The 23,845-nt window shown below is 68.6% G+C and carries 25 protein-coding genes and 3 pseudogenes; 10 read left to right on the top strand and 18 right to left on the bottom strand.

Translation table 11 applies throughout. The features are described from left to right. Positions 1–60: 60 nt before the first annotated feature. Positions 61–216: pseudogene (locus tag ACH4VO_RS28285) on the bottom strand (MerR family transcriptional regulator); the annotation flags it as partial. A 53-nt stretch (positions 217–269) separates the two neighbouring features. Continuing rightward, positions 270–564, bottom strand: a pseudogene (locus ACH4VO_RS28280) (HEAT repeat domain-containing protein); the annotation flags it as partial. A gap of 73 nt (positions 565–637) precedes the next feature. Here ACH4VO_RS28280 and ACH4VO_RS28275 point away from each other — a divergent pair. Next, positions 638–1,309 carry an SUMF1/EgtB/PvdO family nonheme iron enzyme gene (locus ACH4VO_RS28275; RefSeq protein WP_360993791.1) on the top strand — a complete coding sequence of 224 codons (672 nt, stop codon included), beginning with the start codon at positions 638–640 and terminating at the stop codon, positions 1,307–1,309. 144 nt (positions 1,310–1,453) lie between these two features. Here ACH4VO_RS28275 and ACH4VO_RS28270 read toward each other — a convergent pair whose 3' ends face one another. From ACH4VO_RS28270 to ACH4VO_RS28255, 4 genes are read right to left on the bottom strand one after another with little or no spacing between them, the layout of a single operon-like run. Beyond that, positions 1,454–2,272, bottom strand: a complete 819-nt coding sequence (locus tag ACH4VO_RS28270; protein ID WP_360993787.1) for an ABC transporter permease — start codon at positions 2,270–2,272, stop codon at positions 1,454–1,456. A 43-nt stretch (positions 2,273–2,315) separates the two neighbouring features. Next, complete coding sequence (locus tag ACH4VO_RS28265; protein ID WP_360993784.1) at positions 2,316–3,200, bottom strand: ABC transporter permease; 885 nt, start codon at positions 3,198–3,200, stop codon at positions 2,316–2,318. Positions 3,201–3,206: 6 nt separating this feature from the next. Further along, the gene (locus ACH4VO_RS28260) at positions 3,207–4,412 is read right to left on the bottom strand and encodes an ABC transporter substrate-binding protein (protein ID WP_360993781.1); all 1,206 of its coding nucleotides are present in this window, start codon (positions 4,410–4,412) and stop codon (positions 3,207–3,209) included. Between the two features lie 55 nt (positions 4,413–4,467). Then, the gene (locus tag ACH4VO_RS28255) at positions 4,468–5,514 is read right to left on the bottom strand and encodes an ABC transporter ATP-binding protein (RefSeq protein WP_360993778.1); all 1,047 of its coding nucleotides are present in this window, start codon (positions 5,512–5,514) and stop codon (positions 4,468–4,470) included. Between the two features lie 113 nt (positions 5,515–5,627). Here ACH4VO_RS28255 and ACH4VO_RS28250 point away from each other — a divergent pair, with 113 nt between their 5' ends. Both ACH4VO_RS28250 and ACH4VO_RS28245 read left to right on the top strand, forming a co-directional pair. After that, the gene (locus tag ACH4VO_RS28250) at positions 5,628–6,407 is read left to right on the top strand and encodes a GntR family transcriptional regulator (protein WP_360993775.1); all 780 of its coding nucleotides are present in this window, start codon (positions 5,628–5,630) and stop codon (positions 6,405–6,407) included. Positions 6,408–6,450: 43 nt separating this feature from the next. Then, on the top strand, positions 6,451–7,200 hold the full coding sequence (locus tag ACH4VO_RS28245; protein WP_360993772.1) for a hypothetical protein: 750 nt from the start codon (positions 6,451–6,453) through the stop codon (positions 7,198–7,200). Positions 7,201–7,281: 81 nt separating this feature from the next. On the opposite strand, the pseudogene ACH4VO_RS28240 reads toward ACH4VO_RS28245, so the two are convergent. From ACH4VO_RS28240 to ACH4VO_RS28230, 3 genes and pseudogenes are all read right to left on the bottom strand, one after another. Further along, positions 7,282–7,399 (bottom strand): annotated as a pseudogene (locus tag ACH4VO_RS28240) (dienelactone hydrolase family protein); the annotation flags it as partial. A gap of 306 nt (positions 7,400–7,705) precedes the next feature. After that, the gene (locus tag ACH4VO_RS28235; protein ID WP_360993769.1) at positions 7,706–8,824 is read right to left on the bottom strand and encodes an acyl-CoA desaturase; all 1,119 of its coding nucleotides are present in this window, start codon (positions 8,822–8,824) and stop codon (positions 7,706–7,708) included. Between the two features lie 7 nt (positions 8,825–8,831). Continuing rightward, positions 8,832–9,887, bottom strand: a complete 1,056-nt coding sequence (locus tag ACH4VO_RS28230) for a ferredoxin reductase (RefSeq protein ID WP_360993766.1) — start codon at positions 9,885–9,887, stop codon at positions 8,832–8,834. 87 nt (positions 9,888–9,974) lie between these two features. On the opposite strand from ACH4VO_RS28230, the gene ACH4VO_RS28225 reads away from it, so the two are divergent. Then, a complete protein-coding gene (locus ACH4VO_RS28225; protein WP_360993763.1) occupies positions 9,975–11,114 on the top strand; it encodes a helix-turn-helix domain-containing protein in 1,140 nt (379 codons plus the stop codon). Between the two features lie 414 nt (positions 11,115–11,528). Continuing rightward, the gene (locus tag ACH4VO_RS28220) at positions 11,529–11,867 is read left to right on the top strand and encodes a thioredoxin domain-containing protein (RefSeq protein ID WP_360993760.1); all 339 of its coding nucleotides are present in this window, start codon (positions 11,529–11,531) and stop codon (positions 11,865–11,867) included. Positions 11,868–12,032: 165 nt separating this feature from the next. Here ACH4VO_RS28220 and ACH4VO_RS28215 read toward each other — a convergent pair whose 3' ends face one another. Continuing rightward, positions 12,033–12,269 (bottom strand): hypothetical protein, encoded by a 237-nt coding sequence (locus tag ACH4VO_RS28215; RefSeq protein WP_360993758.1) that lies wholly within the window; start codon positions 12,267–12,269, stop codon positions 12,033–12,035. 117 nt (positions 12,270–12,386) lie between these two features. Beyond that, positions 12,387–12,803, bottom strand: a complete 417-nt coding sequence (locus tag ACH4VO_RS28210; protein ID WP_360993755.1) for a hypothetical protein — start codon at positions 12,801–12,803, stop codon at positions 12,387–12,389. A gap of 652 nt (positions 12,804–13,455) precedes the next feature. On the opposite strand from ACH4VO_RS28210, the gene ACH4VO_RS28205 reads away from it, so the two are divergent. Next, complete coding sequence (locus ACH4VO_RS28205) at positions 13,456–13,842, top strand: DUF3592 domain-containing protein (RefSeq protein ID WP_360993752.1); 387 nt, start codon at positions 13,456–13,458, stop codon at positions 13,840–13,842. Positions 13,843–14,158: 316 nt separating this feature from the next. Here the strand turns inward: ACH4VO_RS28205 and ACH4VO_RS28200 are convergent, their stop codons facing one another. Beyond that, positions 14,159–15,505: an amidohydrolase family protein gene (locus tag ACH4VO_RS28200; protein WP_360993749.1), complete on the bottom strand. Its 1,347-nt coding sequence runs from the start codon at positions 15,503–15,505 to the stop codon at positions 14,159–14,161. A gap of 351 nt (positions 15,506–15,856) precedes the next feature. Here ACH4VO_RS28200 and ACH4VO_RS28195 point away from each other — a divergent pair, with 351 nt between their 5' ends. Together ACH4VO_RS28195 and ACH4VO_RS28190 are read left to right on the top strand one after the other, a co-directional pair. Next, positions 15,857–16,042, top strand: coding sequence for a hypothetical protein (locus tag ACH4VO_RS28195; RefSeq protein ID WP_360993746.1), 186 nt, complete (start codon positions 15,857–15,859; stop codon positions 16,040–16,042). Positions 16,043–16,069: 27 nt separating this feature from the next. Next, complete coding sequence (locus ACH4VO_RS28190) at positions 16,070–16,240, top strand: hypothetical protein (RefSeq protein ID WP_360993744.1); 171 nt, start codon at positions 16,070–16,072, stop codon at positions 16,238–16,240. Between the two features lie 448 nt (positions 16,241–16,688). Here the strand turns inward: ACH4VO_RS28190 and ACH4VO_RS28185 are convergent, their stop codons facing one another. Continuing rightward, positions 16,689–17,408, bottom strand: coding sequence for an SDR family oxidoreductase (locus ACH4VO_RS28185; protein ID WP_360993741.1), 720 nt, complete (start codon positions 17,406–17,408; stop codon positions 16,689–16,691). An 84-nt stretch (positions 17,409–17,492) separates the two neighbouring features. On the opposite strand from ACH4VO_RS28185, the gene ACH4VO_RS28180 reads away from it, so the two are divergent. Further along, the gene (locus tag ACH4VO_RS28180; protein ID WP_360993738.1) at positions 17,493–18,077 is read left to right on the top strand and encodes a TetR/AcrR family transcriptional regulator; all 585 of its coding nucleotides are present in this window, start codon (positions 17,493–17,495) and stop codon (positions 18,075–18,077) included. A gap of 425 nt (positions 18,078–18,502) precedes the next feature. Here the strand turns inward: ACH4VO_RS28180 and ACH4VO_RS28175 are convergent, their stop codons facing one another. From ACH4VO_RS28175 to ACH4VO_RS28160, 4 genes are all read right to left on the bottom strand, one after another. Then, positions 18,503–18,946: a hypothetical protein gene (locus ACH4VO_RS28175; RefSeq protein WP_360993736.1), complete on the bottom strand. Its 444-nt coding sequence runs from the start codon at positions 18,944–18,946 to the stop codon at positions 18,503–18,505. Positions 18,947–19,084: 138 nt separating this feature from the next. After that, entirely contained in the window at positions 19,085–19,276 is a 192-nt protein-coding gene (locus ACH4VO_RS28170) for a hypothetical protein (RefSeq protein WP_360993733.1), read from the bottom strand. 15 nt (positions 19,277–19,291) lie between these two features. Next, the gene (locus ACH4VO_RS28165; protein ID WP_360993730.1) at positions 19,292–20,227 is read right to left on the bottom strand and encodes a hypothetical protein; all 936 of its coding nucleotides are present in this window, start codon (positions 20,225–20,227) and stop codon (positions 19,292–19,294) included. A gap of 330 nt (positions 20,228–20,557) precedes the next feature. After that, positions 20,558–20,779 carry a hypothetical protein gene (locus tag ACH4VO_RS28160; protein ID WP_398441610.1) on the bottom strand — a complete coding sequence of 74 codons (222 nt, stop codon included), beginning with the start codon at positions 20,777–20,779 and terminating at the stop codon, positions 20,558–20,560. A gap of 389 nt (positions 20,780–21,168) precedes the next feature. Between ACH4VO_RS28160 and ACH4VO_RS28155 the strand changes: the two genes are divergently transcribed. Continuing rightward, positions 21,169–22,473 (top strand): DUF4241 domain-containing protein, encoded by a 1,305-nt coding sequence (locus ACH4VO_RS28155; protein ID WP_360993727.1) that lies wholly within the window; start codon positions 21,169–21,171, stop codon positions 22,471–22,473. A 108-nt stretch (positions 22,474–22,581) separates the two neighbouring features. Here the strand turns inward: ACH4VO_RS28155 and ACH4VO_RS28150 are convergent, their stop codons facing one another. Continuing rightward, on the bottom strand, positions 22,582–23,769 hold the full coding sequence (locus tag ACH4VO_RS28150) for a hypothetical protein (protein WP_360993725.1): 1,188 nt from the start codon (positions 23,767–23,769) through the stop codon (positions 22,582–22,584). Positions 23,770–23,845 lie beyond the last annotated feature (76 nt).

Below are 23,845 nucleotides of genomic sequence, written 5' to 3'. Positions count from 1 at the left end.
GTCAGTGGAGGAGCAGGGCTGAGACGAAACCGTGAAGCGGCGCTGCGCGGGTTGGCCGCCGACCCCATGGCCGACCTCGCACAGCGACGGCCCCGGCGACCGCAGGCTCTCGATGTGGAAGATCCGTCGGATGTCTTCCCCGGAGCACTCCCGGTAGCCGGAGCCCGTACGGCCCGAAGGCCGTACGAGGCCGGGCGACTTGTCATGCCTGAGCATGCCGGCCCTGACTCCGGACCGTCGCGCCACTCACCGGTCAACGCGCCTTGTCGTCCCTCCTGGCCGGACCCGCCGAGGGCCACGACGCGCTTCACCTCCTCGAGCACGAACTCGGACCGGGCGTCCGGATCGCGCATCAACCGTTGTGTGGCGAGCGCGTGCGCCCGTACACCCGGCTCAGAGGCCGACGTCACAGGGAGGAGAGCCGGCTCGATCACGTCACCCAGCGCAACCGATGCCCGGCTGAGGCTCAGCCGTGTCTGCCGCCCGCCTCGTCCCAGCTGCATCGCCCAGCGCCTCGTCCTCGGCCGACGCGGGCTCCTCGCCTTCCGATACGAGCACGGCTGCCAGGTGCTGTCTCAGTCAATCCGATGCGCTCTGTCGTTGTCGCACCGGTGGTTATCGCTAGGGTGTCCTGTATATGGACGTGATGACAGGGAACGAGATGGTCGCTATCCCGTCGGGACAGGTAACTCTGTCGGACCGGCGGACACAGCGCAGTTGGTCGGTCGAGCTTGCTCCTTACCAGCTCGCGGCAACTCCGGTCACCCAGGCGTTGTACGCGGAGATCACAGGTTCGCGGCCGAATGCCACCCCTGGGGACCGGCTGCCCGTCGAGTGCGTCTCCTGGTGGGACGCGACGCGGTTCTGCAATGCTCTGTCACAGCGTGACGGGTTCACGCCCGCGTACCACTTCCACGCCGACGGCGAAGGTATCGACTGGGATGCTTCCGCCGACGGATACCGACTGCCGACCGAAGCCGAGTGGGAGCACGCCTGCCGCGCCGGTAGCGCAGGACCACGCTACGGAGAGCTCGACGACATCGCCTGGTACCGAGGCAACTCGTACGAGCGGCTCCACGAGGTGGGCGGCAAGCAGCCCAACGCGTGGGGGCTTCACGACATGCTCGGCAACGTCTGGGACTGGTGCTGGGACGTCTACGACGCCGAGGTCTACGGCGTCTACCGGGTGCTCCGTGGCGGTGGCTGGTTCGATGAGCACTGGAGTTGCCGGGCCTCAGCGCGGCGCCGCAGCCACCCGACTTTCCAGGTCGACGACGTAGGGTTCCGCATCGCGCGTTCCCTCGTATGACGGCAGGTTGATACGGGACCGGGTTCCGCAGGTCATCCGCGAGACGGGGCCGAGCCGGTCACCTGCACCGCGGATCCGCAGGTATACCGCACGTGGCGGGCGGAAGAGCCAGGTCAGGTGTCACCCGGCCCTGCAGCAGTCCCGTCAGATGCGGCTGCCGGAGGCTGCGGCGTCCGACGACAGCCGTTGGGCCAGGTAGATCGGTATGACGGACAGCAGGACGAGTACGGCGGCGACGACGTTGACGACGGGGGCCTGTTGCGGTCGGGCCATGTTGGAGAAGATCCAGACGGGGAGTGTCTGGACGCCGGGGCCCGCCGTGAAGGTGGTCACCACGATCTCGTCGAATGACAGCGCGAAGGCCAGCAGCCCGCCCGCGACCAGCGCCGAGCGCACCAGGGGGAAGGTGATGTCGACGAAGGTACGGAAGCTGTGCGCGCCCAGGTCCATGGCGGCTTCCTCATACGAACCGGACATCCGGCGCAGCCGGGCGATCACGTTGTTGAAGACGACCACGATGCAGAAGGTGGCGTGGCCGACGATCACTGTGAACATCCCGAGTCCCACGCCGAGGGGTTCGAGCACCGTACGGAAGGCGGAGTTGAGCGCGACGCCGGTGACGATGCCCGGCAGCGCGATCGGCAGGACGACCACGAAGGAGATGGCCTCGCGGCCGAAGAACTTGTAGCGCTGCACCGCGAAGGCGATGAGCGTGCCGAGTACGAGCGCGATCATGGTGGCGCCGAGCCCGGCTTTGACCGAGGTCCACAGCGCGTTGCGGGCGCCGGTGCTGTGCCAGGCCACCGCCCACCAGTCAAAGGTGAGCCCGGGTGGCGGCCAGCCCGAACTGCGGTCCGGGTTGAGGGAGTTGACCAGGACCAGCAGCAGCGGGATGTAGATGACCGCGAAGCCGACTCCGGCGGCTATGCGCAGGGTGATGCGCGCGGGGCGGGAGAGGTTCATCGTGCAGGACTCCACTGTGCGTTCGCGTACAGATCGGATCGGATCAGAGACTGCTGAGTGCTCCGGTTCGGCGCACGGCGAGCAGATAGAGGACGATGATCACTACGGGCACGGTGCCGAGCGCGGCGGCCAGCGGCGGGTCCAGGGTGATGTTGGAGTAGATGATGTTGCCGATGAGCTGGCTCTTTCCGCCGACGATCTGTACGGCGATGTAGTCGCCGAGGCTGAGCGAAAAGGTGAAGACCGAGCCGGCCGCGATGGACGGCAGGATGATCGGCAGCACCACGGAGCGGAAGGTTCGTCCGGTCCGGGCGCCGAGGTCGGCGGAGGCGTCCAGCAGGTTGGCGGGTATCTGCTCCAGTCCGGCGTGGATCGGCAGGATCATGTAAGGCAGCCATAGGTACGTCAGAACAACAACGGTGGCGGTAAGTCCGTAGCCGGGGCCGTCGAGCCCGAACGGCTTCAGCGCCCAGTCCAGCAGACCGCCTTCGGCGAGGATGAGCCGCCAGGCGTACGCCTTGACCAGATAGCTCGCCCAGAGCGGGGTGAGGATCGCGACGACCAGCAGGGGCCGCCACTTGGGGTTCGCGATCCGGGCCGTGTAGAAGGCCACGGGGAAGGCGATCAGTACGCAGAGGGCGGTGACCACGAGGGCGACGCCGAGACTGCGCAGGGCGACCTGCCGGTAGACGCCGGTGGTGAACAGCGCGGTGAAGTTGTCCGTGTTCCAGACCTTCACCACATCGGAGGTGAAGGAGTCGGTCGTCCAGAACGCGGACATGAACAGCGCGGCCAGGGAGCCGAGGTAGGCCAGGACCAGCCAGGCCAGCGGTGCGGTGAGGAGCAGGGACAGCCGCAGCTTGGGATGGCGGTGCAGGGTCCCGGCAAGCCGCCGGACGAATCCGGCGGCCGGCACGGTGTTCTTCATTAATGCTTAGCCCTTGATCTCGGTCCAGGCCTGAGCCCACTTGGCGTACGGCACGCACTTGACGTCCGTACGTTCGTCCACGCACTCCTCGATGGGCGTGGTCCAGAAGTGGACGTCGTCCCAGTACCGCGAGTCGGTTGCGTGATAGGTGGTGCAGAAGTCCTTGTCGGCGGTGTAGTTGCACGCCTTCTCGTTGGACGGCGCCTCACCGAAGTACTCGGCGACCTGCGCGTTCACCTTGGGTGAGATGATCCAGTTCGTCCACTTGTAGGCGCAGTTGGGGTGCTTCGCCTTGGCGGAGATCATCCAGGTGTCCGACCAGCCGGTGGCGCCCTCGTCCGGCAGGACCGCCTTGACGGGCGCCTTTTCGGCCTGGGCGGCGTTCAGGATCACCTGCCAGGTGGTGCCGATCACCGAGTTGCCGCTCTTGAAGGCGGATATCTCCTTGAGGTAGTCGCTCCAGTACTCGCCGACGTTGCCGTTCTGCTCCTTCAGCAGACCGACGGCGGCGTCGAACTGTGCCTGGTCAAGAGCGTACGGGTTCTTGATGCCGAGCGAGGGGGTGGTCGACATCAGGTACAGTGCCGCGTCCGCGATGTAGATCGGCGAGTCATACGCGGTGACCTTGCCCTTGTACGGCGAGGACTTGTTGAACACGGCGGACCAGGACGTGGGGGCCGGGGAGACCTCCTTGGTGTTGTACATCAGGAGGTTGGCGCCGCGGCCGTGCGGGATGCCGTAGGAAACGCCCTTGACCGAGTTCCACGGCTGCTTCTTGAGGGCGAAGGTGACGTCCTTGTAATTGGGCACCAAGTCCGTGTTGACAGGCGCGGCGTCGCCGGACGCGATCAGCCGCAGCGACGCGTCACCGGAGGCGGAGACCGCGTCGTACTGCCCCGTCTTCATCAGGCTGACCATCTCGTCGGACGTGCCCGCGGTCTTGGTGTTGACCTGACATCCGGTCTGCTTCTCGAAGTCGGTGACCCAGTCCACCTTGGGGTCGTTCGAGCCGTCCTCGGCGTAGCCGGCCCAGGCAATCAGGTTCACCTCGCCCTCCGTCTTGCCGAGGGTCTTCTGCGCGGTCAGCTTCGGTGGGGTGAAGCCGCTGCTTCCGGGCGAAGAGTTGGTGGTGTCCGAGGAACCGCAGGCGGTGGCAAGGAGCAGGGCCCCGGCGGCGGCGGCCGCTGCTCGGGTCGATCGGTTCAGACGCACGGAGATATCTCCACAGGTGGGAAGGACGGGGATGGGACGTGCGGGGAATGAGCGTTTACCGGGCCTCAGGGACCCGAAAGTTATGGCGGTGGTGCCACCGGAGCGTGACCCGGGAGCCGCGGAAAGCGGCGACGTCCTCGGAGGAGGTCTCCAGGTTCTGCTGAAGGGCGGTGAGCCGGCCGCCTGCGTCGAGGTCCACCAGGAAACGGGTCGCGTCCCCCAGGTAGACGACCTCCGCCACGGTGCCGGTGGCGGAGGAGTGCTCCGGCTCGTCCGCGCCCGTGGGCCCCGGGCCCTCGGCGAACAGGCGGATCTTCTCCGGCCGGACGCTGTAGGTCCCCCGGCTGCCCACGACCTGCTCCGCGGCCCGGTCCTTCAGCAGGTTCGACGTACCGACGAAGCCCGCGACGAACGCGGTGGCGGGCCGTTCGTAGATCTCGGCCGGGGTGCCGACCTGTTCGATGCGGCCCTGGTTGAACACGGCGATCCGGTCGCTCATCGTCAGCGCTTCCTCCTGATCGTGCGTGACGAAGACGAAGGTGATGCCGACCTGGCGCTGGATGGCCTTGAGCTCGACCTGCATCTGCTCGCGCAACTTGAGGTCGAGCGCACCGAGCGGCTCGTCGAGAAGCAGCACCTTCGGGTGGCCGACCAGCGCCCGGGCCAGCGCCACGCGCTGCCGCTGGCCGCCGGAGAGCTGGGACGGGCGGCGCGAGCCGAACTGCGCGAGCTGGACGCTCGCCAGCGCCTCCCGGGCCTGCTTCGTGCGCGCGGCCCTGGGCACCTTGCGGACCTTGAGGCCGTAGGCGACGTTCTCTTCCACGGTCATGTGGGGGAAGAGCGCGTAGTCCTGGAAGACAGTGTGGACGTCCCGCTCGAAGGGTGCCAGGCGGGTGACATCGGAGCCGGCGAGCTCGATGGTGCCGCTGGTGGGCGTCTCGAAGCCGGCGATCATCCGGAGCACTGTGGTTTTGCCTGAGCCGGAGGGGCCCAGCATCGAGAAGAACTCGCCATCTGCGATCTCCAGGTCGACTCCGGCCACGGCATCTGTCCGGCCGAAGGACTTGCGCAGGTTCTGGAGCCGGATGGCTTTCCCCTCCATGGGCGGGAACCTTTCTGGGGCGGTCGGGCGTTAGCCCTAAACATATGAAGTCATAGTCCTGATTTCAATACCTGGCTAACGCAAGGCTTGGGACAGTCAGCGAGGTGGTACTCGTGAACCGTGACAAACCCGGTGGCCGTAGAGCCGTCTTCACACCCGTCGACACGCTGGCCCGCGTGGACGCCGTGGTCCGGCGGCTCGGTGATGCCATCGAACTCGGGCTACTGGCCGACGGCGAGCAGCTGCCCGGGGAGACCGACCTCGCCGCCCAACTCGGCGTATCCACCGTGACTTTGCGCGAAGCGCTGATGGCGCTGCGACAGCAGGGCCTCGTCATCACTCGCAGGGGCCGTGGCGGAGGCAGCTTCGTCACCGTGCCCGACGGGCCGGCGGAAGACCGGCTGCGCGCCCGGCTCTTCGACTGGAGCACCGAGGAACTCCGCGATCTGGCCGACCACTGGGCAGCCGTCTCGGGTGCCGCCGCCCGGCTCGCCGCCCGGCGCACCGAGCCCGAGGATCTGCGACAACTGCGCAGGTCTCTTGAAGAGTTGGCGGAGGCCGAGGGCACAGCGGCGCGCAGCCGTATCCTCGGGCGCATCCATGTCGAGCTGGCCGCAGCAGCCCAGTCACCCCGGCTGACCAGGGAAGAGGTCACTTTTCAGACCGAGTTGGGGGCCCTGATGCGTCTCGTGCTCGGCGAGGACGAGTACCTCAAGGACCTTGCGGACCGTCACCGCGCTGTAATCTCAGCCGTGCATGATGGTGCGGGCGACCGTGCCAGGGCTCTGGCCGAACAATGCGTACAGACCTCCATGGCGCGCCTGATCGAACTCCGCCTCGGCTCTGCCGACGGCGAGCGCGGTCCCCGTCCGAAAGAGGGCTCCCCTGAGTAGCAATCCCCATCCCGCGAGGGCCGGAACGGCAGCTCTTGACGAGATGACGGTCGCCGATGTGGCCGCCCGAGTCAGTGACGCGCTCGAAGGAGTCTTCGAAGCTGTGGTCCGGACCACAGCGGACACGCAGGCGGTGCTCGCCTCGGCCGTGCGGGACGGCCGCCGTCCCGTGTCGGCCGATCTGGCCGCCCTCCGCCCGGGCCTGCACACCTGCCTCACCCAGTACGACCTGGTCTCGGGGATCGGCTTCGTGGCGACGCCCGGATTGCTCCACGACGTATCGGCTTGGCTGGAATGGTGGCAGACCAGCGCGGCCGGGGGCGTCCGTCCGCTGCTGCTCGACCTGGACTCGGACCACTCGGCGTATCACGACTACACCCAATGGGATTGGTTCTCCCTGCCCCGCGACACCGGACAACGGGCGGTCGCGGGACCTTATGTCGACTACCTCTGCTCCGACGAGTACAGCCTCACCCTCGCCGCGCCGGTGACGGTCGAGGGCCGTTTCATGGGGGTGGCCGCGGCCGACGTCTATCTGCGGCGCTTCGAAGCGGTCGTCATGCCTCTGCTCCAACGCCTGCCGGGGCCCGCCCGCCTGGTCAACGCACGCGGCCGAGTCACCGCCTCTGCCGACCCCCACCACTTGGTCGGATCACTCACCAAGGACCCGAACTTCGCGGCGGTACTGGCCGGATCGGCAGGCGGCGCCGAACACGGCGGGCTGCACCTGCGGCCCTGCGACGGTGTCCCCCTCATTCTGGTGACGGCGGCGCCCTCGGCAGAACGCCCGTAAGCCGGCTCTGCCGGAAGCCCCGGATGCGTGCCTTGGCCGGGGGACGAGTAACCTGCGGGCCCGCGGCGCCTGGCCCTGAGGGCCCAGCCCAGCGAGTACATCGGCCCGGCGGCGCTCGACGTCGCTGAGCCCCATCCCCTCAGGCCCGACCCAGGACCGCGGGTCGGCGGTCGGCACCGGCCGGGAGCGCGAGGCTCACGCCCGCCGGACACCGGTGGGCCCCACGACCCGGTGTGCCGAGCCTTCCTCTGGTGACAGGGTGTGCGGACGGGTATCGTCCGGGTCGGCTTTCGTGGTTCGGGAGTTCCCTTGGCCCACGCCATCGGCGTGGATGTTTCGCTGTGCTGTGCCGCAGGAACCAGGGCGATCACCTCTGCTTTCCGCACATCGTGGGAGGCGTTCGTCGGCTGGAAGGCAGGTCGGCTGGCGCAGACCTGTTCACCCGCGGCCGGCCGTACCAGCTGTGCTGCCGGTACGGCCGGAGGATCTTGACCAGTACCGGGAATCAGGCCGCGACGAACTCCTGCTCGCGGTCCGGCGTTTTGACCTTGAGCTTCTTGTTCGGCAGTGAGAGCCGGAAGACCTTGCGCCACGCGGAGAACACCTGCTTGGGGAGCGGCCCGGTGACGTACTCCAGTTCGTACTTTTCGAACAGCGCGCGCACCTTCACCGCGACCTCGGCGTACCGGTTGCTCGGCAGGTCCGGGAACAGGTGGTGCTCGATCTGGTGCGACAGGTTGCCGGTCATGAAGTGCATGGCCCTGCTGCCGCTGATGTTCGCCGAGCCCATCATCTGGCGCAGGTACCACTGTCCGCGCGTTTCGTCCTTGATCGACCGGCGCTCGAAGACCTGTACACCCTCGGGGAAGTGCCCGCACATGATCACCGAGTGGGACCAGATGTTGCGGACCAGGTTCGCGGTGAACGTGGCGGCGAGCGTGGTGAGGAACGACGGGCCCGACAGCAGCGGGTGGATCACGTAGTCCTTGAGTACCTGCTTGCGGATCTTGCCGCCCACGGCCTTGGCCCGCGCCCGGAACTCCGGGTCCTTACGGCGGTGCCTGGGCAGGTTCTTGCCGAGCTCCAGGTCGTACGCTGCGATGCCGTACTCGAAGAAGCAGGCGTTGATGAAGTTCCACAGCGGCTGGCCGAGGTGGAGCGGGTGCCACGTCTGGTCCTCGTCGACGCGCATGATGCCGTAGCCGAGGTCGTTGTCCTTGCCGATCACGTTGGTGTACGTGTGGTGCAGTTCGTTGTGCGAGTGTTTCCACTGCTCGGACGGTGAGACGTGATCCCACTCCCAGGTGGTGGAGTGAATCTTCGGGTCTCGCATCCAGTCCCACTGGCCGTGCAGGACGTTGTGGCCGATCTCCATGTTGTCCATGATCTTCGCCACGGACAGGCCGGCGGTGCCGAGCAGCCACGCGGGCGGGAAGATCGAGAACAGCAGCACGCCCCTGCTGACCAGCTCGAGCTTGCGCTGCGCCGAGATGACCTTACGGATGTAGGCGGCGTCTTTCTCGCCGCGGCCGGCGATCACCATGTCGCGGATCGCGTCCAGCTCGTGGCCCAGTTGCTCGATCTGTTCCGCGCTCAGGTGGGCGGTGGGGTCGATGGCGGTCAAGGTCTTCCTACCGTTCGATGTCGCAGGCGCCCGCCGCGGCGGACACGCAGGTCTGGATGAGGACGCCCGGCTCGGCCTCGGTGATCTCGCCGGTGCGCAGGTCGCGGACGGCGCCCGCCTTGAGCGGCGTGATGCAGCCGAAGCAGATGCCCATGCGGCACCCGGAGGGCATGAGCACTCCGGCCTCCTCGCCGACGTCCAGCAGCGGCGTGGCGCCGTCCGCGTCGACGGTCTTGCCGGTGGCGCTGAACGTGACCTCGCCGCCGTCGCCGGCGACGACGATGCTGGGGCGGAAGCGTTCGGTGTGCAGGCGCTCTTGTACGCCGTGGTCGGCCCAGTGCTCTTCGGCGGCGTCGAGCAGGCCCGCGGGCCCGCACGCCCAGGTCTCTCGCTCGGCCCAGTCGGGCACGAGTCCGTCGAGACGCGCGATGTCGAGAATGCCGTCTGTGTCGGTGTGTACCTCGATGAGCCGTAGATTCCCGTCCTCGACCAGGTCGTGCAGTTCGTCGCGGAAGATCACGTCTTGCGGCTGTGGCGCGCAGTGGACCAGGACGACGTCGTCGAACTCGATGTCGCGCAGCATGCCCATCACGGGCGTGATGCCGCTGCCGGCCGTCAGGTAGAGCACCTTGGCGGGCTTGGCCTGCGGCACCACGAAGTCACCGGTCGGCTGGTCGAGCTGGATCAGCGTGCCCGGTTTCGCCCTGCGGACCAGGTGGTTGCTGACCTTGCCGTCCGGGATCGCCTTCACGGTGATCGTGACACGGCCGTCCCGGCGGTTTGTCGGCGAGGTGATGGAGTAGGCACGCCACAGGCGCACCCCGTCGACGTCGACCCCGACCCGCACGTACTGACCGGCCGTGTGGCCGCGCCAGCCCCGTCCCGGCCTGATCACGACAGTCGCGGCGTCACCCGTCTCGGGGTGCACGGCCTCGATGCGCCCACGCAGGTCAGCGCCCGCACGCAGGGGCCTGACCAGGTCGAGGTAGTCCGACGGCAGCAGCGGCGTCGTGACCATTTCCAGCAGTTTCCACGCCCTGCTGCGGAGGGCTGCACTCGTCATGACTCCAGCTTGCTGCGTCTTAAGGCGTAAAGTCCTGACCGCAGAACGTAAATCTGTTCGGCTGAATTGTTCGCAGGGAACAAAACCGTGAGCCATGCAATCCGGAGGGCCAGCGAACTGGCCCTCGATGAGACGACGGTCACCGCACTTCGGGCCGCGCTGAAGACCACCGCCGACGAGGTCGTCCAGGCGATCATCGACGAGGTCCCTCCCTACGCCAACGCCCTTTCGGGCCGCATGGGCGCCACCATCCGCCGGGCCGTCCGTACCGCCCTGGGGCACTACCTGGATCTCGCGAGCGGGAACGTCACGGGCGGCGACGCCGGTGACGCAGCCTATGAGCTGGGCCGCGGCGAGGTGCGCGACGGCCGTTCGATGGACGCCCTGCTCGGCGCCTACCGCGTCGGTGCCCGCGTGGCCTGGAGGTGTCTGGCGGCGGGTGCCGTACCGGCGGGTCTGCCGGCTGCGGAGGTCGCCAAGTTCGCCGAGCTGACCTTCGCCTACATCGACGAGCTCTCCGCCGCCAGCGCCGCGGGCCACGCCGACGAACTGGCCGCCCGGGGCCGGGCCCACGAGCGCCACCTGGAACACCTGGCCCGCGAGCTCCTGGCCGGCGCGAGCCCGGACGTGCTGCTGGCCTCTGTTCAACGGGCCGGGTGGCAGCCTCCGGTCTCGCTGACCGCGGTCCTGCTGCCCGCCGCCCAGGCCCGGCCGGCCTACCGCACGCTCGACCCGAGCACCCTCGTCCTCGATGATCTGCCGGACGCCACCGGTGTGCTGCTCGTCCCCGATGCCGACCGATCGCATCTCTTGCGGCAGCTGACCGACCGCACCGCCGTGGTCGGCCCGGCCCGGCCATGGACTCGTGCGTCCGCCTCGTACGCACGAGCCGTACGCGCGCGCTCCCTGTCCGGCGATGTCCGCGACACCGAGGACCACCTGCCCGAGCTGGTGCTGAGCGCCGACATGGACGCGTTCGCGGACCTGCGTGCCCGAGCCCTGGCACCGTTGCGGTCCTTGCCCGTCGCGACCGCGCGGCGGCTGGAGGAGACGTTGCGGGCGTGGCTGCTGCACCGAGGCAGGCGGGACGAGGTTGCGGCGGCGTTGTTCGTCCATCCCCAGACAGTCCGGTACAGGATGTCGCAGCTGCGGGAGCTGTTTCCGGATCTCGCATCGCCACACCGGGTCCTTGAACTGACGCTGGCGGTCGGCCTTCGGATCAGCTGACGAGTACTGTCTCGTTCCCGGTGCCATCAGCTGGTTCGTGCGGCCCGGCGAGAAGCGGTACCGGCCGGCTGAGACCGGGCAGCGGTTGATGAAGACCGGACAACGCCTCGGGAAGCCCGTCGGGGGCGCTGTCCGTGGGGGGAAGCGCGGTGGCGGATAGGGCTCGACGGGACCGGTGGACGCTGCGCACCGGCCCGCTCGTCGACGCGTTCATCGTGCGTCTGGTCGGCGATCTGGTCCTCCTTGTCTCGAAAAGTAGCATTCCTATTGTTATAGAAGAGTCTGTTCTCATATGAGAGTACCCACGTGCGTGCGGTGGTCTGCTGCTGGGTGGTCGGCGGGGCGGGCAGGCCGGGTCGCCACACTGCGCGAGGGATGATGGGGGGCGTAGCGGATGTGAGATCAGGAGCTTTCATGGTGATGCGGGTGCACCGACCCCGCGAGGATGCCGAGTTCGATTTCATCCTCGGGATGAGCGGAGTTCCGGTCCTCGCTTACTTCACCGGGACATGGCCCAAGGCGGTTGAGCCCTGCCGGGTGATGGACCTCGTCGTGGGTGGCATCGCCGACGACTACGCGGGCCGCCTGACGGCCGTCCGTGCCGACATCACGCGTTGTCCGGCCGCAACCGAGCGATACGGGATCACCGGAGCCCCGTCCTACGTCCTGTTGAAGGAGGGAGAGATGGTGGCGCACGGCACGGGGCCCATGACCATCGCCGAGGTACGGAAGTTCCTGGACGGCCACCTCTGAGCGGCTGCTGCGGCACGTGGTCGCGCTCGAGCTGCGTCAGGCTCGCGAGGACAGCGGGACGGCAGGTGACACGACCGCCATGCGGTCGGCGAGTTCGGTCAGCAGCCAGTGCTCGATATCAGGGCCGTAGCCCGTGGTCACGGCTGAGCTCGACGCCCCGTACGCTCAGCCGCAGCCGGGTGCCGCCGCGCGATTCTGCACGTCGACGAATCCTGGATCTCCGAAGGAGCCGAACGGGCCGGCCACCGCGCCCCGGCCGCCGATGATCACGGCGTACTCATCGGCGCCGTTGCCCGCCACTGCGGCGAACTCCTCGGCACCCCCGTCCACGACGGCCCCTACGCCCGCGCCGCCGCCCTCGGTGCACCCACGCAGCTTCCCGAGTGGGCGGAGTTCACGCACACCCCGTAGCCCGGTGCAGGTCTTTCGAGCAACCCTCTGAGCTGCAACGCTTCCCGACTTGAGAGAGGTCCCACCGTACGGCGCAGACGGAGTAGGGCGCCGGGCGGTGCGGGAGAGCTACGCCGGGGCCGGAGGGCCTTCCAGCTTCCTCGGTCCGCGAGAGAGCGCACGCGGCCGCTGTTCGTTGAGCTCGAGGGCTCGGCCGGGGCGGGGAAGGTCGAGCCCTGCCCACCAGCGGCGCCCGCTGGGCGCGGTCTCCATACCGACATCGCGAATGCCGAGCGCGGCCAAGGCGCGCATGTGCTCGGCGTCCCGGAGCGCCTGGCCGTCGTCGCTCGGCGGCATGTCCTGCCGGTGGCTGAGCGCCAGGAGCATCACCTGGTTCCGGTCCTCGTCGTCGGCCAGGTGCAGCGAGACGCGTCGGCCGCCATCCTGCGCGGCCGAGCGGAGCAGGAGCTCGACGGCCCGTTGTGGCTGATTGTCCTTCGGCCGGTAGCCCCACTGGTGCAATGCCGTGGCGACCTCCTGGCCCACGCGGGCGGCGGCGCCACTGCGCGGAGTGACAGCCCAGTTCCGTACAGACCGGCCGCGGATAGTGACCGGAGCGGGCGCAGGGGCAGTCTGCTGCTCCGGCGGTGGAGGCTGGACGGGCCGCTTGGGCGGCGGCGGGGTCTTCGGCGGGTAGTCGGGACGGTGTGGCGACACAGCAGCCTCCCGGCATGGACGGAGGCACCCATCGTAGGGCGGCCGCCCCGGGCCTGGGGACCGCTTCGGCGAATACTCGCGAGGCCCGCCCAAGGCGCGACGTCCTGCCGCATCCGGCACCGTGCTCGGGCAACGCCGTGCTGTCCGGTGTGAGGTCGATCGCCGCGTTGGTGGGGGCGAGTGCTTCCTTGAGGAGGGTGTCGAACTCGATCGGCCGGGCCTGGGGCTCACCCGGCAGCCCCGGTACCTGGAAGAGCCCATGAGCTCTACAGAACCCGCAACGTGTCGAACGCTGCTTCGCCCGGCTCAAGCAGTTCCGGGCGATCGCGACCCGCTTCGACAAGCTCGCCGCGCGCCACCACGCCGGGCTTCACCTCGCCTCACTCATTCTCTGGCTTCGCGAGCCGGTAACGCAGCCCCGGAGAGTCTCGACAACTGGTTGAATGCTCATCAGTGCCGTGACATTGGGGGAGCTTTGAGGGTGCAGGACGTGGTCGCTGCCGACGGCGTCGCAATCTTTCTACTGCTGGTCGTGGTCTGGCAGATGCGGCGACGGCTGACGCTTCGTTCCCGGGGCGTCGAGGTCATCGCTCGGTGCTTCGATCGTGATTGGCGTGGGCAGGGCGGCCCGCAGTTCCTTCTGAGCTACACGACGCCAGACGGTGTCAAGCGGACACACAGTGCAGATGAAGACCACGTCCCCGCGGGCACCCGCGAAGGGGACAGCGTTGCAGTCCTCTATGACCCTCAGTCCCCCGGGCGCGCGGAGACGGCACTCGCTTCCCGCAAACCATTCTGGAAGCACTACGACATGGCGGGCCTGGTGGGGGTTGCCCTCAGTGTCGTGCTGATGGTGCACGTCCTCTAGATCGGCCGCCACGCATCGAAAGCGGCCCAAGCCCGCCCTCACACGACGGGGCCGGCGCACATCAGATACATAAGAGCCCTCTCACCCAAGCAGTCCTTGTCAGACACGACCTAGCCGCTGAGGGACGGTGCCCTTTGTTCTTCAGCGTGCCGACGAGCTCGGTCCGTGGCCTGGACGCCGCGTGCGGCCCGGATACAGCGAGGCGGAGCGGACCGGGCCCAGGCAGGCATCTGTGTCTCACTCTGCGCCCGCCTCGCGGGTCTGACGCGGCCCGGCTCCCCGTGGTGGGGGTGCCGGGTCGCTGTCGGTGTGTTTATCAGGCGTGCGGGAGGACCGGGGTGCAGGCGCAGCCGGCCAGCCTGGTAGCCAGTGTGCCTCCTGCCGCGGCGGCCTCGATGTGGCTGAGCATGTGCTCTCGGCGATCCGCGGTGATCAGCTCACCCCGTGCGACGACTGCGTGCACCCGGCTGGTGTTCCGGATGTCGGTGAGGGGATCGGCGTCGAGGACGGCGAGGTCGGCGATTGCTCCCTGTCGTACGACGCCCACGTCGTGCAGTCCCAGGAAGCGGGCGGGCGCGCTGGTCGCCGCCTGGAGGGCCTCCATCGGGCTGAGGCCCGCTTCGACCAGGTTCTGCAGTTCGTCGTGGAGGCTGAAGCCCGGGTAGATGTACGGGGTCCCCGTGTCGGTGCCGGCCAGGACCGGCACTCCGGCGCGGTGTGCTGCGCCTATCCAGCGTACGCGGGCCCGGTACAGTTCCCGGTGCTCGGCCACGTCCTGCTCCGTACGCCCGGCCAGGAACACCTGCTCGAGCCCCGTCCGCCAGCTGTCGCGGGTGGCGGCAGGCAGGTAGCGCAGCCGGTCGTCGTGCAGCGTGATGGAGTCGGGGAGGTCGAACACGCGATGCTGCACCAGCGTGGGGACCTGGTGTGAACCGTCGGCGACGAGCCTGCGGAACACCTTCCTGGCGCGGGCCGGGTCGAAGGTGCGTGCGGCCAGTACCTCCAGTGGGTGGGTCTCGGTGAACCACTTGTTGTACTCGCCGCGCTTGATGCTGATCTTGGCGAGGCGGCGACGGATCTCGTTCTCGGCGCTGGAGGTGTCGAACCAGTTCGTGTAGACGTGCTCGAAGCTGCGCTGGCCGGCGGCACTGGCCTCGAGCAGGGGGATCGCGTCCGGGGTGTGGCCGCCGAACGTGACGCCGAGTCTGCGGCACTCGTCCGCGATCGCGTGGTAGGCGTCCGGCTTGAGCCGGACGTAGACCTTGATGAAGTCCGCTCCCTCGGCCACGGCGCGCCGGACCGCGGCCCGGCCCTCCGCGGCGTTGGTGACCTCGATGGTCGGGACGCCGTCGGCCAGCGGAGTCGGGCTGCCGTCGATGATGCTGCTGGCGACCACGTAGCGGGGGCCGAAGAGGGTTCCCGCGGCGACCCTGTCCCGCCACTGGTACAGCACGGGCTGGCCGTTCATGTCGCGCGCGGTGGTGACACCGTTGGCCAGGAGCAGCGGCGGATCGATCTCCTCCTGGCCGCTGCCGTGCACGTGGGAATCGATGAAGCCCGGCACGACGAACTTGCCGCGCCCGTCGACCACTTCCGCATCCGAGGGCACACGTACCTCGCGTGCGCTGCCGATCGCTTCGATCCGGTCACCGCGCACTAGCACGGTGACATTGTGCTTAGGCCCGGCTCCTGTCGCGTCGATCACCGTTGCACCAGTGATCGCCACCGCTGAGCCGGAGTCGCCTCGTGAGGTTCTGGTCGCGGCACTGGCCGCGGACCCCGTCATGGTTCCCGCGATCAGGCCGGCTCCTAGACCCACGCCGGTACCAAGCACTGCACGCCGGGAAAACATTTCTGCCATCACGCGTCTCTCTCATGTCTCTGTCTGGACGGGCCGAGCTAAACCTGACGGGGCGTCAGATGCAAGCGGACCTGTGAAGCCCCGGAGCCGCCCGGCCCCTGCTTTTGGACACCACGGGAGGAGGAATCCGGCCATGTACGCGAGCGTTGAGACGTGCGCCACCACGGCCTCGGGCTGCACCTGGTCGAACGGCTGGAGATCTTCGACGTCAGTGACGACGGCCCTGACCTGAACGCCAAGATCCAGGAACTGCACCGGCGCCGCAACGCGCTCAACCCGCAGATCGCCGGCCTGCTCGCCGACGTGCCCACCTATACCGGCTCCGGCGTGGACGACTGACCGATACCCGGAGAGGGAGAAACCGCCATGGCCAAGCACGTCATCATCGGTGCCGGTTCCCTCAGTACCAACGTCGCACGCCTGCTCGCCGAGCGCGGCGAGAGCGTCCGGATCGCCACCCGCAGCGGCTCCGGCCCCGAGCACCAGCTGGTCGACCGGGCCGCCGCGAACGCGTCCGACCCGACCCGTCCCGCCTGACCGAGCTGCCCCGCGGCGCGGAAGTGATCTACCACTGCGCCAATCCACCCTCGTACACGGTGTGGGAGCGCCTGTTGCCGCCCCTGCAGACGGCGGCCATCACCGCCGCCAGGGCGAACGACGCCGTCCCCCGCGCTGCCCGGCAGCCTTTACGCCTACGGTCCGCAGCCCGGTGGCCGGATGAATGAACGAACACACCCCCATGGCGCCCATCTCGGCCAGGCGTATCGGGTCGTTCAACCGTCATGCGGCAGGGCGCATCAGGGTTACACCGTTGACGCTCCGCGACGGATGTCCGGCAGACGACGAAGTTGTCCTCTACTTCCGCGCCGAGATGGCGGCACCATTCCGGCGGTGATCCTGGATGCCGACGGCGAGCTCCTCGCTTCGGTCGGGTTTCCCCAAGGTCATGTTTCCCTGCGCTTCGGTCGCTGCTCGTCGAGCCTGGTCAGTTCCCAGCCAGGGCCGAGAACAGCTGCTCGTATCGTTCCGACGGATCAAGCGCGAGGCCGGACTTCACGAACCTCGCCCAGTCGTCGGCCAGCACCTCGTCCAGACCCGACTCGATGGCATCCAGCCCGGCAGCCGCCAAGGTCGTCGGGGAGATCTTCGGCGCTTGAACGCCTGCGGCCATGTCCGTGTCGACAAGGCCCATGTGCACGCCGACGACGTGCGTGCCTTGGTCCGCGAGCTCGAGGCGCGCACTGTCGGTGAGGCTCCAAGCCGCCGCCTTGGAAGCAGCGTAGGCACCAGCCCCCGGGGCGGTGAACCACGAGAGTGCCGAGACGACGTTGAGGATGGCGCCTCCCCCGTTGGCCTTCAGGATCGGAGAGAACGCTTGAGTCATGAGCAGCGGCCCGAAGAAGTTCGTGTCCATCTCTCGCCTGATGTCCGCCACGTCGCCGGAGACGACGGACGTTCCGGTCGAGATTCCCGCGTTATTGATCAGGACCTGGACGTCGCCGGCCGCGGCGGCGGCGGCCTGGACCTGCGCGGGGTCCGTGATGTCGAGCTGGATCGACTCGACGCCGTCCACGTCGACGGAGCTCGCATGGCGCGAGGCCGCGTAGATCTTCGCCGCTCCGCGCTCCTTGAGCTGCGCGACGAACTCTGCGCCAATGCCTCGGTTGGCTCCGGTGACCAGCACCACGGCGTTCTTCAACTGCATGAGATTCTCTTTCTGTAGCGATCACTATGAATTGCGGTCCGACCGTACCACATTCCATAGCGGTCGATACGATAGGCTGAGGAAATGGCTGGCAGACCTCGAGGCTTCGACCGCGACACCGCGCTGGCGGCAGCCATCGAGCTGTTCTGGCGCGCAGGCTACGAAGAGACCACCATCGCGATGCTGACGAGAGCCATGGGTGTGACTCCCCCGAGCCTGTACGCGGCGTTCGGCGATAAGGACAGCCTGTTCAATGAAGCCTCCGCGGTGTACTTCCGTCGGACCTGCGAGGCTGTCGACGCTGCGGCCGCCCGCCCGACCGCCCGCGAGGCCATAGCCGTCATGCTCGACGACACTGCCCGCGCGCACACCGACACGCTGACGCCGCTGGGCTGCCTCATGCTGACCGAGCCACGCCTGGCCGCGCAACGGGAGGACATACACGGTCGACTCACGGACCGGATCGCCCGAGGGATCGCAGACGGCGACCTCCCGGCGACCGTTCAGCCCGACCAGCTGGCGTCGTTCCTGATGGCGGTCATGCGAGGCATGTCTGGGTGCGCCAGGGACGGAGGTTCCACCGAGGAGCTCCTCGCCATCGCCAGTTTCGCCGTGGCCGCCATACCAGAATCGCCGCCCACCCAGAAGCAGGTGACCGGTCTCAACTGAGTGGGACCACGGCGGGGCCGTGACCTGCGGTGGTCCAGGTTGAGCGAGACGCCGTCGCGGCGTGCGTCTCGCGCAAGTTGAGGTACTTCACCGAGATCGCGGGATCAGCTCGACGCCGTGACCTGCGGTGTCTCGCGCAACCTGGCCTACCAAAGGCAGATGGTTCAGGTTGAGCGAGACTGGCCCACCTTCACCGAGACCGGACAGAGAGCTGACCTTCGGGGCCGTGCTGGTGCGGCTGGAGGAGCGGGAACGGGAGATCACCGCGCAAGCCGACGTATCTCGGGGGAACCTCAGGGCCGCCGTGCTTGCGGCCGCGGCCTGGCATGGGAGCTTGCCCGGTTCGGTGGCGGCTCAGCGTGGGGTCCCTCCGGCAGGTACCGGGGGACCCCACTTGATGTGACGTGTCCGAAGACGTTCCGCTTCTACCGGGTGGGGAGGCCCTTCGGGTCCGTGAGCCCGGCGGGTTCGGCGCGGAACCAGGCGGTCCAGGCCGTGGGCTCGCAGTCCTTGCCGTTGGGGTGCTGCTCCTCGAGGGTGGCTTCCGCCTGGTCGCTGACGATCCTCTTCCCGCCGGCGGTGGCCGTTACGGCCAGGCGGACGGGGACGGGGCCGGGGCCGTCGGCCTGGGGCAGCGGAATCGACAGGCGGTTGAACGGATCGTCCGGGTCACCGGATTTCCGCTGCTTGCAGACCTCGCCGGCGCAGAAGCGGAACGTGGCCGCGTCCGCCGTGCCGAAGTCCGAAGGGTGCCAGACGAGCGACACCTCGGAGTCCATGCCGACCAGGGTGCACGAGGACTCCCCGGCTCCGGAGCAGCCGGTCAGAAGCGATGCCGCCAGCAGGGTGGGTATGAGGAAGCGCTTCATCTCAGTACCTCGCTACCAGGCCGGGGAGGGCGCTGTTGTCTGCTCTCCGTTTCGGCTTCGGCTGTGTCTCGGCTGACCCTGTGCGTACATGCCCGGCCGGGCCGCCCCGGGCCGCAGGGTCCCTGAGCGCCCCTCCGCTCAGCCGGCGTTGAACGCCTCGGCGACGGTCAGTGTGTCCTCGTACAGGTGCATGCGAACCATTCGGCCGTCCTCGACCGCCAGGTGCATGGCCACCGGTGTGGTGAACTCCTTGCCGCTGGCCACGGCGGTGTGCGTGAAGACTGCCGGCAGCACCACGTCACCACCGTCGACGATGAAGCGCTCCAGCACGACCTTGCTCCGGCCCTACCAGTCGCGGCGTTGCAAGATGTAGAGGTCCCAGCTGTCGGGGTCGCCGACGTAGACGAACAGTTTCGGGTGCTCGAAGGTACCGAATACCTCCCAGGTGTCCATGGAGCAGTCGTCGACGGACACATCCACCTCCTGGGACCACGGTCCGGCGCCCGGGTCGTACGCCCAGGTTCCGGTGCCGGTGCACTTGTGCATCACGGGCTCGAAGGAGTCGTCGAAGTCGAACGTGTCGACGCGGGTTGCCGTGGCTTTGCCGTCCGCCGTGAGGGTGAGCGTGCCGCCCTTTCCGTCGGCCCATGTCCCGGCGACCCGTTCCGTGCTCAGCCGCGGAGGCTCGTATCCGAGCCCGGAGTACAGGCCGATGCCGGCGAGCGTGCCGGCGGTGACGACAGCGAGCGTCCCGTACAGCGCCACCCGCCCGAACATCGCGCCGCCGGAGAGTCGCGGGCGGTCCGGCAGCAGCAGCCTGCGGGCGACCAGCGCGTTGACGGCGAGCACCGCCGTCAACGCGAGCCATCCGCCGAGGCCCGCCGGGAGACCGGCCTGCACAAGTACCGCCGCGGCCAGGGCTGGCGGGGCAGTTCCGGCGGCCGCCAGCGCCGGGACCCACCACCACGCCTCGCGCCCCGAGAGCCGGCGGCCGAGCCATCCGGTCGCGGCCAGGAGCGGCATCACCACGCCCACCGACAGCAGGGCACCGAGGGCAGCTCCGGCAGCCGCCACGAACGGCGCCATCACGATCAGGAAGATGACCCCAATCGCGTTGTAGGGAAGGCCCGGGCTCTCCTGGGTCCGCCCCCACACGAAGAGCGCGATCGCCCCGATCACAGCCTCGACAAAAAGTACCGACATCGAAGCCGTCAGCACCGCGCCGAACCTGTCCATCACGCGCGCCTGCGTCTGCACCGGCTCCTGCATTTCTGAACGCATTCAAATCCCCTCCCGTCCCGCATCCTCCTCCATGCGGACGCGCCTCCGTAACCGGGGTCCCCCCGGCAGACGCCGTCCCGCACCGACTTGCACCAGAGCTCGGGCTGGGAGCAGTCAGGGCCCCTCCACACCGGGAGGTGCCAGCGGCGGACCGCTCGGGCCGGGCGACAGGACGTGGCCGTACAAGGCGTTACGCGCAGGCCGCGGCTGGTTCCGCCGCAGGCCCTGACGAAGGGAGTACGAGAGCAACGCCGCGCCCCGGCCGCCTTCCTGGACGGCTGGGACGCGGCGGGCGGGCGAGCACAGAGCACTGTACGGGCGCCCGCGGGCTCAGGCAGTAGCCGAGGCCGGGGCTGGGCGCAGGGAGGCGAGCGGGGAGCGCTGGCCTTTCTCCACCGCGCGCAGTTGCTCCCAGTCGACCTTGGGGTGGGCGGGGACGACCGCGTCGACGGATGCCGTGGTGCAGAGCGCGACGTCGACGGCCCCGGCCCGGCCTGTGCCGAAGCGGACCTCGATCGACTGCGGTGAGCGGACCCAGCCGAGCCGCACCATGTGGTCGAAGTCGGCTTTACCGAGTCTCGGAGTGTCCGGATGGTGATGACCTGGACTGATGCGTTGCGTGTGTGTCCGCGACGTGTGGGCGTCCCGTGTCGGCTTACCTGCGAGGGCGGCTTCGAGGACGTCGGCGTGGACACAGAGCGCTGCACTGAACGCTCGCCGGCTGGGTGGAGGCCGAAGTGGGCGGCGAGGGCATGGCGCTGGCAGCTCAGCGGATCACCCTGGCAAGTCACTCGCTGAGCGGGTCATGGATCGGATCACCGGCACGACCGTCTGGGCACCGGAGCTGGCCAGCCGCCCGCCCGGTAGGGCCGTTGTCACAGGCAGCGGCTACCTTGCAGCTCAGCACAGAACCAAGGCAGGTGGCAGGAAGAGGAGCGGCAATGGTCGTCGAGGTGGGGTACGCGCAGGCGTGGGACCTGGAGGCTTGTGCGCCCTGGCGGCCGATATCCGCCGAGAAGGCCCGGGAGCGGGATGCCGCCGGGCTTTCGTACGTGGTGGTGTACCGGGAGTCGGGCCGGGAGGCTCCGTTGGAAGTCCGGCTCGTCTCCTGGCGGGACCACTACGTCGGGCTGTGGGTCTACGACACCCACGGCCGCCGCACCTACGACCTGGACATGCGGCTGCTGGACGACCCGTCGCGGCTGCTGCGCCGGTACGCCGTCGGCTGGTACTACACAGGCCCGGAGATGGCGGAGTTCGACAAGGCGTGCCCACGCATCACCGTGGACCTCTTCCCCGACGGGAAGGGCCGACGGACGGAGGAGCGGCAGGGGCAGGGCAGGGGCTCCTACGTCACCTCGCCCGGACTCCGGGACGACGAACGCTGGATGGACCGCCCCGCCTTCGGGGAGTGGCCGCTGCTCTCGGCCCAGGTACACGGGCTCGTTGAATTGCCGGTCTTCGAGGCGGCTGAGGTGGCCGAGGCAGCAGAGCCAGGTGACGGAGACGCCCCCGCTACCTGCTGGCGTCCGCCGCGCCCCGCGCAGCCCGGGCCGATCAACGAGTTGTTCCGGCCCGGGGCACGTGTGACCGACGGGTACCACCCCGAGATGACCGTCGTGGAGCCGCGCCGGGTCGGCACCCTGCGCGTACCCAGCGGGCTGCTGGCCGTCTCCGGCCCGGACATCGACCACGGCGACGGGCCGCGCATTACGGTCCCCGTCCCGCCTGGGGAGTACGTACTCGACGAAGCGCTGGTCCGCTTCAGCTACCACTGCGAGTGGCGGGAGGCCGAGGTCACGACCACGGAAGCCACGGCCGTCCGCCTGCTCGTCAGCGACACCCCCGCCGCGTCCTGGGAGATGACCCTCGGTCCGGATGACGATCCCCGGCTGTTCATCGAGCAGCAGATAGCCGGCTTCGACACCGACGGCGCCACTGGCTGCTTCGCTGACGCCGGGGCCTGGGAGCCGCTCATCGCGCTCTTCGAGCGGGGGCTGCTCCAGGGGGAGTCGGACCTGGACGGGTACGAGGACATCGCCGACGGTTCCCTATTCATGCAGCGCACCTGGGACGAGGCTTCCGGCGGCGAGCTCATGTCCTTCGCGACGACCGGGGACGGTACCTACCCGGTGTGGGTCGGCCGTTCCGAGGCCGGTGAGGTAGTCGGCGTCGTGGTGCTGGTGGAGGGGATGCCCGAGCTGCTCCCGGAGCGGGACGGAACCCCCACCGATGCGGCTGCGTAGGCAGGATCCTGCCTGCGGCCGCAGTCGCCAGCATGGTTGCAGCTGGTGACGGTCTCGGCAGCACGGTTTACGATCCGCCTGGAGTCCGGGGTACATGTACTTATCAGGTCAGCGGCCGGTGCCTCCCGAACTCGTGAGCATCGATTTGGCCGCCTTCGGGGTGCCTCCCGCGCTCATCGACAAACGACTCCCGTTCTGGCCCACCTCGACGCCCTCGCCGCCACCCGCGGGGGCGAGGTTGAGTGGGAGCTGTTTTGGATGCGGCTGCCGCTGATTGCCGCCTGCAGCGGGGTCGATGAGGCGGTTGAACGGGCTCGAGCCCACCCCGAAGGCACCACTTGGTACGCGGCGGAACACATTGCTCGGCTTCTCGCCGACGCCGGGCGCACCGAGGAAGCCATCGCCGTCCTTCAGCAACATGACCGCAGGAACAGCCACGACCTGGCCGGATACCTCATCGACCTCGGCCGTATCGACGAAGCCCTGGCCGTCCTTCAGCAGCCCCGCCCCCACACGCCCGCTATACCGACGACAAACCCAGGGTCGGAAGATCCACCGTTCTGAGGCCCCGCCCGGTCCGGGCCTGTTGGGATGGCGGCCCGTCACCTGGAGGCCGGCATGCCCGTTGCCCAGGGGTTGACCTGCGCCGTCGTTATTCGGCTGGGTGTGTTCCGGTTCGGCGGGCTTCGAGGTAGGCGCTCCAGTCGGTGGCGGCGCGTCGGCGCCACTGCTGGGCGGTAACGACGTGGAGGCCCAGCATGGCGGCGAGAACTGCGAGCGGAAGGTCCTGGGCGAGTTGGACCAGCGCGGTTGTGCGGGCGGGCCGGATGGGGATGTGGTGGGCGGCCAGGCGCCGGGCGAGAGCGGTATCGGAGACGTGCTGGCCGGGCTGGATGCCGGGGAAGAGCCATCGGTGGGGTGAGTTCGCGGCCCAGCCACAGGGCGGGGGTTGGGGGCCTGGCTGCGGAAGTCTGTGAGCTCGTCGATCATCTGTTCCGACTGGGCCAGCCGTTCCCGGAGCTTGGTGTTCTCCGCCTTGGGCCGGGTGATCTGGGCTTCTCGGGGGTCGGGGATATCGCCGGCGTCCTGCACTATCTGCAGGCGTCGTTCGAACTCGGTGCGAAGGTGGGCATAGGGGCGGGTGCCGTAGAAGGCGGTGCGGTCGACTTCGGCTGTGGTGGCGAGGGTCTTGATGTCGCACTTGCCGCCGGGCGGGATTTCACCGCGAAGGAGCCGATCCATGGCGGCTCGGATGCGGTTCTCGTTCTCGGTTCGCTGGGCTGCGGAGATTCTCATGGTGACTCCTGTCCCGGCCAGCTGGAACACTGGCGGCCTGGCCTGCCTGCAGAGTTGGGGTCTCGCCGGCGGTACT

It is taken from the genome of Streptomyces sp. NPDC020780 (genome assembly GCF_044334475.1).
GTDB lineage: Bacteria > Actinomycetota > Actinomycetes > Streptomycetales > Streptomycetaceae > Streptomyces.
Note: the sequence above shows the minus strand (reverse complement) of the source record. Positions and strands in the feature narration are given on the sequence as shown.

Excerpts from the sequence above, each read along its gene's own strand:
- ACH4VO_RS28275 (WP_360993791.1), top strand. The coding sequence starts at position 638 with ATGGACGTGATGACAGGGAACGAGATGGTCGCTATCCCGTCGGGACAG.
- ACH4VO_RS28270 (WP_360993787.1), bottom strand. The coding sequence starts at position 2,272 with ATGAACCTCTCCCGCCCCGCGCGCATCACCCTGCGCATAGCCGCCGGA.
- ACH4VO_RS28265 (WP_360993784.1), bottom strand. The coding sequence starts at position 3,200 with ATGAAGAACACCGTGCCGGCCGCCGGATTCGTCCGGCGGCTTGCCGGG.
- ACH4VO_RS28255 (WP_360993778.1), bottom strand. The coding sequence starts at position 5,514 with ATGGAGGGGAAAGCCATCCGGCTCCAGAACCTGCGCAAGTCCTTCGGC.
- ACH4VO_RS28245 (WP_360993772.1), top strand. The coding sequence starts at position 6,451 with ATGACGGTCGCCGATGTGGCCGCCCGAGTCAGTGACGCGCTCGAAGGA.
- ACH4VO_RS28230 (WP_360993766.1), bottom strand. The coding sequence starts at position 9,887 with ATGACGAGTGCAGCCCTCCGCAGCAGGGCGTGGAAACTGCTGGAAATG.
- ACH4VO_RS28220 (WP_360993760.1), top strand. The coding sequence starts at position 11,529 with ATGGTGATGCGGGTGCACCGACCCCGCGAGGATGCCGAGTTCGATTTC.
- ACH4VO_RS28190 (WP_360993744.1), top strand. The coding sequence starts at position 16,070 with ATGGCCAAGCACGTCATCATCGGTGCCGGTTCCCTCAGTACCAACGTC.
- ACH4VO_RS28185 (WP_360993741.1), bottom strand. The coding sequence starts at position 17,408 with ATGCAGTTGAAGAACGCCGTGGTGCTGGTCACCGGAGCCAACCGAGGC.
- ACH4VO_RS28180 (WP_360993738.1), top strand. The coding sequence starts at position 17,493 with ATGGCTGGCAGACCTCGAGGCTTCGACCGCGACACCGCGCTGGCGGCA.
- ACH4VO_RS28175 (WP_360993736.1), bottom strand. The coding sequence starts at position 18,946 with ATGAAGCGCTTCCTCATACCCACCCTGCTGGCGGCATCGCTTCTGACC.
- ACH4VO_RS28165 (WP_360993730.1), bottom strand. The coding sequence starts at position 20,227 with ATGCGTTCAGAAATGCAGGAGCCGGTGCAGACGCAGGCGCGCGTGATG.
- ACH4VO_RS28160 (WP_398441610.1), bottom strand. The coding sequence starts at position 20,779 with ATGGTGCGGCTCGGCTGGGTCCGCTCACCGCAGTCGATCGAGGTCCGC.
- ACH4VO_RS28155 (WP_360993727.1), top strand. The coding sequence starts at position 21,169 with ATGGTCGTCGAGGTGGGGTACGCGCAGGCGTGGGACCTGGAGGCTTGT.
- ACH4VO_RS28150 (WP_360993725.1), bottom strand. The coding sequence starts at position 23,769 with ATGAGAATCTCCGCAGCCCAGCGAACCGAGAACGAGAACCGCATCCGA.